The organism is Cupriavidus sp. 05N38 (assembly GCF_056397345.1).
Window position 1 is genome coordinate 24,347 of record NZ_JBFTNF010000031.1, and the last position, 11,849, is coordinate 36,195.

An 11,849-nucleotide genomic window follows, 5' to 3' on the forward strand; every position below is an offset into this window, starting at 1 on the left:
GGCACCGATTGCTGAAATCCACGCTTGGACTCCTTCGGTCGCCCCGTCACGCCCGTCTGGCTGCGGCCAGCGGCTGGACCGCTTCCGAAGTGCCTTAGGTCACTGCCGAGGGCGGGCTGCCTGTAGTTCCCGATATAGGGACGCACGGCTGATGCCAAGCAACGCTGCAGCCTTGTTACGGTCCTGGCCGCAATGTCGAAGCGCGGTCTGGATCATGGCGTGCTTCTGCCGTTCGAGGTGCGTGTGAAGGTCGAAGGTCGCCACTTCTGTCGCCGATTGAGGGGGGGCCGCGCCCTGAGCGGCGGGGATATCGACTTTCCCGTCAAGGTTGTAGCGAATCAATACCCCTTCTAACTCACGCACATTGCCTGGCCACCGATGCTGCAGCAGTGCTTCCATTACGTCGTCTAGCAAGGGCCTGGGATCCAGGCCGTGCCGCGCAAGGAGCCGTGCATAGATCTGGGTGACCAGTCCCCGCAGATCGCTGCGGTCCCGCAGCGGCGGCAACAAAACACGGAACATGGAGAGCCTGTAGTAGAGATCCGCTCGGAAACGGCCGGTCTCGACAGCTTGCGCAAGGTCGCGGTGGGTGGCGCAGATGATGCGAACGTCGATGTCCAGCGGAGATGTCCCGCCCACGCGTACTATCTGCTGGTGTTGAATGGCACGCAGTAGGCTGGTCTGCAGCGCCATAGGCATGTCGCCGATCTCGTCGAGGAACAGCGTGCCGCCGGAAGCCAGTTCAAACTTGCCCGGCTTTCCGCGACTCGACGCACCAGTGAACGCACCCCCCTCGTAGCCGAACAGTTCCGCGTCGATCAATTGCTCAGGGATCGAGGCGCAGTTGACCCAGACAAAAGGCCGCTGGGCACGATCCGAGCCGCTGTGGATGGCATGCGCGGCAAGCTCCTTGCCGGTGCCGGTCTCTCCTTGCAAGAGGGTCGGAAACGCATGCGAGGATGCCACGCGGATCTGTTGCCGCAATGCGTCCATCTCCGGGCCGGTGCCAAGGATATCGTCAGCCGTATGCTGGGTGGTCCAGCCGCTGCGGGCATTCTGCAGAGCGATGCCTGGCGTAAATGCCAGGGCGTAAGTGCGCTTGAGCAGTTCGTAGTTGGAAAAGAGCGCGAGGCCAACGGCACCGACGATACGCCCCTCATGCAGGACCGGAACCTGCCGGGTGATCAGCTTGCAGCCCCGAACCTGCAGCGGCGCGCCGCCCACCACTTCCTCGCCGCGCGCCACCTTGTGCAGGCGCGTGTGCGGAGAGACCACCTCAGTGATATGCCGTCCAAGAAAATCCGCCTCAGTGCCGCCCAGCAACTTGCAGTAAGGCTCATTGATCAGAACGATCTGTCCTTCGGTATCCACCGCAACGAGGCAGTCAGAGACATGATCGAGCACGAGCTTCAGGAATGACGCCTGGCTGTCACTGTTGCCGGAAAGTTCGGGGAAGGGCATGGCACACTATCTCAATGATGAGACGCCTCGTCTCGCTCTTTAGATTAGGCAGCCATCGGCGGGCAGTCAACAGGAGGCATGCCGACCGCCCGCGCCTTGTCGCCGCGTTAGGCGCGCATGTCGCGCCCGCGCGTCTCTGGCAGCCGCCATGCGCCGATGACGAAACAGACCGCAGCCACGATGACGGTATAAAGCAGGCCGTCAAAGATATCGCCGGTCCGCACCACGACCGCCGTCGCGATGAACGGCGCGAAGCCGCCGATCCAGCCATTGCCAAACTGCAGTGCTACTGATACGCCGCTGTAGCGCACCTGCGTGGGAAACAGTTCGACCAGGCACGCGCCGAGCGGGCCATAGACCATGGTCGCGAGCAGTACCAGAACGAACAGCAGTCCGATCATGCGGGGCGCATCAACGCGCGCCGGATCTGCTTTCAGCGGCATGCCCGCGGCCACCAGGTCAGCCTTGAGCCGAGTCTCATCAAAGCCCGCTGTGAGCTTGCCATTCAGGACGATTTCAAGCGGGCCGTCGCCGGGCTTGGCAACATAGGGCACGGCATTGGCGGAAAGAAAGGCTTTGGCGCGCGTGCACGGCGTGGTCAGCTTGGGATTGAACAGTTGGCCGAGAAAAGACTGCTCCTCCCGGCAATCGCCGCCCTGGACCACCACGCTGGTTCGCTCGCGAAACTCGGCGAGTTGCGGATTCCCATAGGTAGTCAGCCCCTTGAAAATCGGTATGAACAGCAGCGCAGATAACAGGCAGCCTGTCAGCATGATCCACTTGCGGCCAATCCGGTCTGACAGCCGGCCGAATACGACGAAAAACGGTGTGCCTAGCACCAACGCGACGGTCAGGTACAGGTACGCCGACTGGTAGTCAAGCTTGAGCGTCGAGGTCAGGAAGTAGAGACTGTAGAAGTGGCCGGTATACCAGATCACCGCCTGGCCTGCGACGATGCCAAAGATCGCCAGCAAGACTAGCCGCAGGGTCTTGCGATCGCCGAAGATGTCCCGGATCGGATTGCGCGAGGTCTTGCCATGGGCCTTCATTTCGGCAAACACAGGCGACTCATGCAGGCGCAGTCGGATATACAGTGAAACCACCAGCAGTCCGATCGACAGCACGAACGGGATGCGCCAACCCCAGGCCGCGAACGCGGTCTCGGACATGATCTGCCGCAACGCCATGATGATCAACAGTGACATCAGCAGCCCTACGGTTCCCGTGATCTGCAGCCAGCTTGTCATCAGGCCGCGGTCCCTTGCCGTCGAATGCTCGGCAATATAGGTCACCGCGCCGCCAAACTCACCCCCGACCGCCAGGCCCTGCAGAAGCCGCAGCGTGACCAGCGTGGCAGGGGCCAGCCAACCGATGGTCTCATAGGTGGGCAACAATCCGACGGCCGCGGTAGCCAGTCCCATGATCAGCATCGTCACAAGGAAGGTGTATTTGCGGCCAATGGTGTCGCCGAGCTTGCCGAACACAATGGCACCGAACGGGCGCAGCACAAAGCCCGCGCCGAAGGTGGCCAGCGACGCAAGCACCGCCGCGGTTTCGTTGCCCTTGGGGAAAAACAAGCTGCCGAAGAATACGGCGAGGCTTCCATAGATAAAAAAATCGTACCACTCGAATACCGTGCCCAAGGCTGCGGCCAGGACGACCTGGCGCGATTCCCGGGTGTTGACTGCCGACGGCTGCGCGGCGATGGTTCCTGCTGACATGATGGAGCTCCTAAATGGCAGGTATGCGTGAAGAGGGCGCTTCAGCAGGTCTGTTCGGCAAGGAACGCGCCGAGGACGGCATTGAATGCCTGCGGCGCTTCCAGCATCGGGAAGTGGCCGGCGCCTTCAACCATGTGCAGCCTCGCTCCGGGAATGCCTGCAGCGAGTTGCACGGACTCCCGCGGCGGTGTGATGGTGTCTTCGGTCCCGCAGATGACGAGCGTAGGCAATGCGATGCCCGACAGGCGATCGCGCGTATCGCTGCCGTTCAGCGAAACGATTGCCTGACGGGCGACATGCTCAGGTGTCTGCACTACCTCGCCCTTGCCGAAGTCGATGAGTTCGCGGCTGGCCGATGGCGCGAACGACCGCTCGATGACGTTCTGGCTCGCCTTGGCAACGCCGTACACATCGATGGCCTCCAGCACGCGCGCCGCGTCGACGTCTTCGCCCAGGCCATGCGGGGTTGCACCGACCAGAACGAGTCCCCGCAGCAGCGATCCATGCTTGAGCGCGAAGAGCTGCGAAACTGTGCCGCCCATCGACAGTCCCACTAGGACCGCGTCCTTGAGACCCAGCGTGGTGAAAACCGCATGCAGGTCGTCTACGAAAGCTGCCATCGTATAGGCACGCTCACGCGGCGCCGGTGAGATCCCATGGCCGGGCAAGTTGATGCAGACCACCGTGTGGTTCGCCGACAGGTCCTCTGCCTGCGACTTCCAAAACTCACTGGTGGTGGTGAATCCATGACAAAACACCACTGCCGGGCCTTGCCCGGACACCCAAGCACACACATCGCCGATTGCCACGAGTTTCTTCTGGACCATTGCTTGTCACCTCCATTTTGTGCGCATGTTCGGCACGCGCACTATGCGCGGGCCGGCTGCCCAAGGGACTTCGCAATCGGCATGCCACCGCCGTCGGTAATGTTATGTTTTTTGGTAAGCCATTGATTCAATGGTGATTATTTAGTTTTGGAGGCGCCACGTATGAGCCCATACGTGTGCGATGGCAACGCGATTATCCAAGAGCTGCGACTGGATGCGTCTCAAGACCGAGACAAAACTTGCCGGCGCCCGGCGAGCAAGGCCACTTCAGCGACGCGTGCTTGTGTAGGGGCGAGYAGGTTCACTAGACCCGTGCGAGCCCACAGGTGCACTACTGTGTCCAGTTGGTGCTATCGCGTTGAGCTTGGCTTGCGAGTAGGCAGATAGGTCGGCTCCTTTTGCTGGCTTCCCTTCTCATTCTCTATTGCCGACCCGACCCGTTCCAGCGCGCCGCATCCACTGTGCAAGACTGAGGCGACTGCCTGCGCCTAGCCAGAGCCCGCCTCTTCCAGCAACCATTCCTTGAACGCCTGTACCGGTGCATGCTGGGCGCTCTCCTTCCTGTGAACTAGGTAGTACGCTAACTCGCACCCCTGAACGTATTCAAAGGGCTTTATAAGGCGCCCCTCCGCCAGGTCGCGCTCGACCAGCGTTGTTCTGCCAAGTGCGACGCCGTGTCCAGAGATTGCTGCCTGAACCGCCATCGCGGAATCATTGAGTTGAAGGCCGCGGTCGGTATCGACAACATTTCCATACCCCGCGTGGAGTAGCCACGAGCGCCACGAGGGAAAGATGCCGAAGCCAATCATCGACGTGTCATGTATCAAGGCATGATGCTTCAGGTCGCTCGGCTCTCGCAATGCGCTGGGACCCTGTAAAAGGGTTGGGCTGCATACCGGAAAGAACTCGTCGCGCAGCAGAAACGTCGACGTGACATCCGGCGATGCGCCAGCACCATATCGGATGCCGATATCGATCCGTTCGGAGGTGAAATCGACCAAGCGGCCACTGGTCTCGATCCGCAGATCGTAATAAGGATGGCGCCGCTGAAAGCGGTCAACCCGCCACAGGAGCCATTTTTCCGCAAATGCCGGCGGGACCGTCACGGTAAAGATAATGCGTGACTTGCTCGCTTTCAGTCTCTCTACCGCGTTTGAAAGGAGATCGAAGCCGCCTTGAAGGTCTGGCAGCGCAGCACGTGCGGCATCCGTTAATGCCAGTCGCGACGGCCCGGAGCTGGAACGGTGGAACAGTTCAATATCGAATAGCTTTCGAGGCCGCGAATGAGTTGCCCGATCGCCGCGGGCGTCACGTTCAACTCTGCATTCCACCCATCTCTTGAGATGAAGGTTCGACAAGTGAATATCTGCTTGAGCCCATTCCTATAGAATCGGGATCATGTCAAAGAAACGGGCTTCAATGGAGTGGATAGGGCTAGGGCTGATCCCGCCTGACCCTCAGGGACTGCCCAGACTGTCCAGTGCAAGACGTCCACCGTTGCTCTCTGCGAAGTCGCGCAAAGTATGCCGCTCGGTAAAGCATCGGCGGGGTCACGGGGACATGATGGGCTGCCGATTGCCTCCTGTCCCCTTAAGCCTGGTCGCCGTTTTGCCGTTAATACAGCGATGTCCTTGACTCGCGTGACTGTGCAATTCGTATACGGCGCCCTGCTGGCGATGGCGGCGGTGCTCACCGCGCCTGCCTGCGCGTTCGCATTCCCCGATCGCCCCGTGCACCTGGTTGTCCCCTTCAGTCCTGGCGGGACCAGCGACACGATTGCGCGCGTGCTGGCCGACAAACTACAGGACAGGCTAGGCAAGCCAGTTCTGGTGGAGAATCGGCCCGGCGCATCCACCGTGACCGCGGCGGAGCGGGTGGCAAAGGCGCTGCCAGACGGGTACACACTGCTGCTGGCCAGCTCGACGACATTCGCCTTGCTGCCTGCCCTGCGACCTCATCTGGCCATCGCCGCGGAAGGCGCGTGGGCGCCTGTCGGCCTCGTCGCGGAAACGCCGGTCATCTTGTCGGTCAGGACCGGCTCGGATATCCAGTCCTTTGCCGGACTGCTGGCACAAGCGCGCGCCCGGCCGGGCATGGTCACCTATGGCACCACTGGCCCAGGGACGGCGCCACACCTCATCGGCGCCATGATTGCCACTACGTTTCAGCTCGATATGCTGCCCGTCGCTTATCGGGGCAGCACGCAAGTGCTTGCAGACGTCCTGGGCGGGCGGATCGATCTGAGCATTGACCCGGTCGGTACCGCGAGGCGCTATATCGATACGGGCTCGCTGCGACCGCTGGCGACCAGCGCTACGGCACGGCTATCTCAGTATCCGGAAGTCCCCACCTTTGCCGACCTTGGCATAGCGAACCCTTGCGGTTCGTTCTGGTTCGGCGTGGCAGGCCCGCGCGGCATCCCGCAGATGGTGCTGCAACGGCTGCAATCGGAACTGCAGGCGGTGCTGAATGACCCGGATCTGGAGAAGGCGCTCGCCMGGCACTCGATTGCCGTCGTGCGAGGCGATGCGGAGGCCTTCCGCCGGCGGGTCCGCGTCGAGACCGCTCGCTATCGGCAGTTGGCAGAGGACGCCGGGATCGTTATTGAGTAGGTTCTGCTCCGCCGGGAATGGGTAGCCCGATTGGCCCCCGATCACCTTGCTCGCCTTTCGACACGGACCTGGTCGTCGCCACTCGCGCGCATTCCATAAAAAAAGGGCAGCGTGAGCTGCCCCTTCTTGCGTCTGGGAGGTCGCGCTGCTTACAGCGCGGCGTCCTTCAGCTTCTTCATGGCACGGACCTTAACCTTCACGGTTGCCGGCTTGGCTGCGAACCACTGGTCTTCGCCGGTGAACGGGTTCTTGCCGAAGCGCTTCTTCGTCGCCGGTACCTGCGTGGCCACGACCTTCAGGAGGCCCGGCAGGGTGAATTCACCGGCGCCCTTCTTGTGCACGGCGCTCAGGATGGTGGTCTCCAGATGCGCGAGCACGGTCTTGACGGTCTTGGCATCCAGTTCGGTCTGGGCGACCAGGTGGGCCAGCAGACTGGACTTGTTGAACGTGTCCTTCAGCGGCTTGGCAACCGGCGCAGCGGCTGCGGCCTTCTTGGCCGGTGCGRCTACCGTCTTGGCCGGGGCAGCGGCCTTCTTTGCAGCGGGCTTGGCAGGGGTCTTCGCGGTGGGTTTTGCTTTGGTTGCCATGTGGGCAGGATCCTCGGATAAGCGGAAATGGCCGCCGGCGGCGGCTAGGCGAGAATATAGCGAATTTTTCGCATCGTGGGCAGACGTTTGTGTCGTCAGGCCGCCTGTAGCGTGGCGGCAATGCGTTCGCAGGTGCGATTGCCCGAAGGCCCCGGCAGCTCGCCGACGCGCTTCGCGAGAGCGTCCTTCCTGCGAGCAAAGCCGGCGGCAATAGGTGTCGGGCGCAATGCGAGGGCGCATCTCGTCGACTTCGAGATCGATCGCTGCGGGTGCCACACGGCGGATCCCCCCCGGGCTCATGCCTTCCTGCCGGAGAGTTCCACCGCTTCAGCGGGCCGCGACCGGCGGCGCGGCAGGCGTGCCGGCCGGCGCGCGATCGGTTCGCGCGATGCGCCGTTGCGCCCATTCGGCGACGAACAACGCCACCGTGATGAAGACCGCGCCGACCAGGCCGAGGGCGTGACGGTCGAACAAGGTGATGGCGGCCCCGCCGATAAGACCCGACATCGACACGCCGACGTAAATGGCGGCCGAGTTCAGCCCCAGCAGGAGCGGCGCCGCGCTGGGCGTGACGCTGATCAGGCGGTGTTGCTGTGGCACCAGCAGGCCCCAGCCGCACAGGCCCCACACGATGAGGGCGGGCACGGCTGTCACAAGCGAGGCCGAGGTCCATGGCAACAGCACGAAGTCCAGCGCGACGATGGCGATCGCAGCGTTGATGATGCGGCGGCCGCCGAAGCGGTCGGTCAGCCTGCCCGCAGCCAGGTTGCCGGCCGTCGCGGCCACGCCCCAAAGCAACAGCAGCACCGCCAGCACGCGCGCGTCGCCGCCCGTGGCGCGGTCGAAGCTCAAGCCGATATACGTGTAGACCAGGAACAGGCCCGCGTACACCAGCCAGGTGGTCAGAAGCGTCAGCAGCACGCGCGCCTCACCCAGCGGCGCGAGCCGGCGCGCGAGGCTGACGGCCGGCGGCGTCGGGATGTCCGGCAAGCGCCAGGCCACGCCCAGCGCGGCCACCGTGCCGACGGCGGCGACGAACCACATGGTCGCGCGCCAGTCCAGCCAGCCGCCGATGAAGGTGCCCAGCGGCGCGCCCAGCGCCGTCGCGCTGGACAGGCCGGCGATGACGATGGCGAGTGCCCGGCCACGCTGCTCGGGCGGCACCAGCGACGCGCCGGTGGCCGTCGCCGTCGGGCTGAACATGGCTGCGCCCAGGCCAGCCAGCAGCCGGCTCGCCAGCACGAGCTCGATGCCTGGCGCCAGGGCGGTCACGACATTGCCGAGCACGAAGATCGCCAGGCCGGTGAGCAGCAGCCGCTTGCGCGGCCAGTGCGCGGCCGCCGCGGCGATGACCGGTGACAGCAGCGCATAGCTCAGCGCGTAGAGGGTGACCATCTGCCCGGCGAGCGCGACGGACACGCCTAGCGAGGCGGATACCTGCGACAGCACGCCGGCAACGACAAAGCTGTCGGTGCCGATGGCGAACATGCCGCAGGCCAGAACGAGGAGGCGTCTATCCATGGGGAAATCCTTGGCGGCGCGCGGCCGCTTGCAGGCTGTCAGCCTGATAAGTTTTGTGACGAAACTTACGATATCAGGTCAAGTTGCGTCGTGCAACTTTTTTACTTAACATGGCTCCATGTACCGAAAAACCTTTGATGGCATGAACTGTTCGATTGCCCGCGCGCTCGAACAGGTCGGCGAGTGGTGGACTCTGCTCATCGTGCGCGAATGCGCGCTGGGTACGACACGCTTCGACGACTTCCAGGACCACCTGGGCATCGCGCGCAACGTGCTCACCGCGCGATTGAACCGCCTCATCGAGCACGGCGTGCTGGACAAGGTGCTGGCCGAGGGCAGCGAGCGGCGCACCGAATACCGGCTGACGGAAAAGGGCGAGGCGCTCTATCCGGTGCTCATCGCGCTGATGCAATGGGGCGACAAGTGGTGCGGACATGAAGCGCCGCTGCGGCTCGTCGAGCACAGCAGCGGCCTGCCCGTCGAACCGATAGGCCTGCGCGTGGGAGAGCGCATGCTTGGGATACGCGACGTGCGGGTCGAAGCCGGCGAGGGCGCGACGGCGAAGACGGCGGAGACGATCAAGGCCCGCAACCGGGCCATCCTCGGCGTGGAGTGAGCCACTTTCCCCCGGCAGCCGATTGCCGGGGCGCCGGCGCTTGTCTCATGAGTTGCGCCGGGTGGACTTGCCGGATCCGGCCTTGGCCGGTTCCGGGTTCCTGCCGCCGCGTCCAGCCGCCCAGCCGTTCTTCTGCCCAGCCGTTCAGCGGTTCAGCCATTCAGCAATGGCAACGGCAATGTCGTCGCCACCACCAATCCCTCCATGCCTTTCGGGCTGGCTTTCATGGCCGGCTTCCGTCTCCATACGCCTTTCTCGCTTGCGTATCGTCGGCCAGTTGCCGCAGGCGGTCGTTGTCGCCGCGGTGGCGACGAACTTGCCTTGACCTTGCACGGGGCGTGTCGAGAATGGCTTGCGGGACGATCAGCGGATCGTCCATTGATGCGTGGCGACTTACCCCTTTCACCCGTCGGGGTACGCGTGCTAGTGACGGCAACGTGCGCTATCGTTTCACGTTAGCTTGATCTTTGACCGCGAGACGYCATCCCTCGTCCAGAGCGGGAGGGCGTTGGCCTAACCTTGTTTGGGGAGCAACTCAGATGTCCGAATTCCGTTCCGAAACTGACTCGATGGGCGCCATCGACGTCCCCGCAGATCGATACTGGGGCGCGCAGACGCAGCGTTCCACCATCAATTTCCCCATCGGCGTAAGCCGGTTCCGCTGGCAACGGCCGGTCATCCGTGCCCTGGGGATCCTCAAGCGGGCGGCGGCCGAGGCCAATGCCGAGCTGGGCGAGTTGCCCAAGGATCTGGCCAGCCTGATCGTGCGGGCGGCGGACGAAGTCATCGCCGGCAAGCTGGACGATCACTTCCCGCTGGTGGTGTTCCAGACCGGATCCGGCACGCAGTCGAACATGAATGCCAACGAGGTGATCTCGAACCGGGCCATCGAGATTGCCGGCGGCGAGCTGGGCAGCAAGAAGCCGGTGCATTCCAACGACCACGTGAACCGTGGCCAGAGCTCCAACGATACCTTCCCCACGGCAATGCACATCGCGGTGGTGGAGCAGATCTACACCAAGCTGCTGCCGGCGGTGGAAGCCCTGCGGGACACGCTCGCGGCCAAGGCCACGGCGTACAAGGATATCGTCAAGACCGGCCGCACCCACCTCCAGGACGCCACGCCGATCACGCTCGGCCAGGAGATCAGCGCCTGGGTCGCGCAGATCGATTTCGGCCTGAACGCGGTCAAGACCGCGCTGCCAGGCCTGCTGGAACTGGCGATCGGCGGAACGGCCGTGGGGACGGGCCTGAATGCGCATCCGCAGTTCGGCGCGCGCGCGGCGGCCTATATTGCCACGCTGACCGGCCATCCTTTTGTCGATGCGCCCAACAAGTTCTTTGCCCTGTCCGCGCACGATGCGCTGGTGCAGACCTCGGCCGCGCTGCGCACCCTGTCCGGCGGCCTGATGAAGATGGCGAATGACGTGCGCTGGCTGGCATCGGGGCCGCGTTGCGGCATCGGCGAGCTGAATATTCCCGAGAACGAGCCGGGTTCGTCGATCATGCCGGGCAAGGTCAATCCGACCCAGTGCGAAGCGATGACCATGGTCTGTGCGCAGGTGTTCGGCAACGATGCCACGGTGGCGTTCGCCGGCAGCCAGGGCAACTTCCAGCTCAATGTGTACAAGCCGGTGATGGTGCACAACGTGCTGGAAAGCATCGAGCTGATTGCCGACGCAAGCCTGGCCTTCAACGACCATTGCGCGGTCGGCATCGAGCCGAACCTGCCGAAGATCGCGGAGAACCTCGACAAGAACCTGATGCTGGTGACGGCATTGAACCGCCATATCGGTTACGACAAGGCAGCGGCAATCGCCAAGAAGGCGCACAAGGAAGGGCTGACGCTCAAGGCGGCGGCGCTGGCGCTGGGCTATCTGAGCGAGGAAGAATACGCCCGCTGGATCGTGCCCATCGAGATGACGCATCCGAGCGCCTGATACCTCAGGCGCGCCGGATCCGGATCCGGACCCACGGCCCGGCTGCCCGACGTAACGGGCGGGCTGGGCCGCGTTGATGCGCAGCGCAACGACAAGCGCCTCGATCAGCTTGGTTCCGTTCAATTCTTCCGTTCGGTTCAGATCGGAGTCATCCCTGACGTTGGCCAGCGCCTCGGCGGCATCACAACATCCTGTCGATCAAGGCGCAGCCCTGGGGCCGAAGCCCGAATAGGGCTTCAGCGCGATCACCGTGGGCGCTTGCAGGAAACCGGATTTCACCAGCGGAAGGGCGGAGAACGAGCGCTCCAGGCTTTGCGCATCGTCGCTCTCGGCGATGATGCAGGCGCCCCCGTCGCCGCGCAGCCAGATTTGCCTGACGACGCCATCCAGGTAGAGATGGCGGATGACCTCGGACTCGGCTTCGCGCTCCGCGAGGGTGGGGATGTCTTCAGGGATGGGCGAGGTACGGGCAACCAGAACAAGAAACTGCATGGGTATCTCCTGTGTGCGGATCGTTTGCTGCTTGCGAAGTGGCGCCGCCCGCGCCGTTGCGGCGCGGACGGG

11 protein-coding genes are annotated in these 11,849 nt (G+C 63.6%); 3 read left to right on the top strand and 8 right to left on the bottom strand.

The annotated features are described in order from the left end of the window. Nucleotides 1-99 precede the first annotated feature (99 nt). From AC1DK4_RS22405 to AC1DK4_RS22420, 4 genes are all read right to left on the bottom strand, one after another. Nucleotides 100-1,461 (bottom strand): sigma-54 interaction domain-containing protein, encoded by a 1,362-nt coding sequence (locus AC1DK4_RS22405; protein WP_441620998.1) that lies wholly within the window; start codon nt 1,459-1,461, stop codon nt 100-102. Between the two features lie 107 nt (nt 1,462-1,568). After that, nucleotides 1,569-3,182, bottom strand: a complete 1,614-nt coding sequence (locus tag AC1DK4_RS22410; RefSeq protein ID WP_441621000.1) for an MFS transporter — start codon at nt 3,180-3,182, stop codon at nt 1,569-1,571. A 41-nt stretch (nt 3,183-3,223) separates the two neighbouring features. Then, entirely contained in the window at nt 3,224-4,009 is a 786-nt protein-coding gene (locus tag AC1DK4_RS22415; protein WP_441621002.1) for an alpha/beta fold hydrolase, read from the bottom strand. A gap of 488 nt (nt 4,010-4,497) precedes the next feature. Continuing rightward, nucleotides 4,498-5,367: a LysR substrate-binding domain-containing protein gene (locus AC1DK4_RS22420; protein WP_441621004.1), complete on the bottom strand. Its 870-nt coding sequence runs from the start codon at nt 5,365-5,367 to the stop codon at nt 4,498-4,500. Nucleotides 5,368-5,655: 288 nt separating this feature from the next. Here AC1DK4_RS22420 and AC1DK4_RS22425 point away from each other — a divergent pair, with 288 nt between their 5' ends. Beyond that, nucleotides 5,656-6,621, top strand: coding sequence for a Bug family tripartite tricarboxylate transporter substrate binding protein (locus AC1DK4_RS22425; protein WP_441621005.1), 966 nt, complete (start codon nt 5,656-5,658; stop codon nt 6,619-6,621). A 149-nt stretch (nt 6,622-6,770) separates the two neighbouring features. Here AC1DK4_RS22425 and AC1DK4_RS22430 read toward each other — a convergent pair whose 3' ends face one another. Together AC1DK4_RS22430 and AC1DK4_RS22435 are read right to left on the bottom strand one after the other, a co-directional pair. Next, entirely contained in the window at nt 6,771-7,208 is a 438-nt protein-coding gene (locus AC1DK4_RS22430) for an HU family DNA-binding protein (protein ID WP_477131786.1), read from the bottom strand. A 327-nt stretch (nt 7,209-7,535) separates the two neighbouring features. Then, a complete protein-coding gene (locus AC1DK4_RS22435; protein ID WP_441621009.1) occupies nt 7,536-8,729 on the bottom strand; it encodes an MFS transporter in 1,194 nt (397 codons plus the stop codon). Between the two features lie 142 nt (nt 8,730-8,871). Between AC1DK4_RS22435 and AC1DK4_RS22440 the strand changes: the two genes are divergently transcribed. After that, a complete protein-coding gene (locus AC1DK4_RS22440) occupies nt 8,872-9,345 on the top strand; it encodes a winged helix-turn-helix transcriptional regulator (protein ID WP_441621011.1) in 474 nt (157 codons plus the stop codon). Between the two features lie 144 nt (nt 9,346-9,489). Here AC1DK4_RS22440 and AC1DK4_RS22445 read toward each other — a convergent pair whose 3' ends face one another. After that, entirely contained in the window at nt 9,490-9,678 is a 189-nt protein-coding gene (locus tag AC1DK4_RS22445) for a hypothetical protein (protein ID WP_441621013.1), read from the bottom strand. 206 nt (nt 9,679-9,884) lie between these two features. On the opposite strand from AC1DK4_RS22445, the gene fumC reads away from it, so the two are divergent. Further along, on the top strand, nt 9,885-11,285 hold the full coding sequence (fumC, locus tag AC1DK4_RS22450) for a class II fumarate hydratase (RefSeq protein WP_441621015.1): 1,401 nt from the start codon (nt 9,885-9,887) through the stop codon (nt 11,283-11,285). 198 nt (nt 11,286-11,483) lie between these two features. Here the strand turns inward: fumC and AC1DK4_RS22455 are convergent, their stop codons facing one another. Next, nucleotides 11,484-11,777, bottom strand: a complete 294-nt coding sequence (locus AC1DK4_RS22455) for a hypothetical protein (protein WP_441621017.1) — start codon at nt 11,775-11,777, stop codon at nt 11,484-11,486. Between the last annotated feature and the right edge of the window lie 72 nt (nt 11,778-11,849).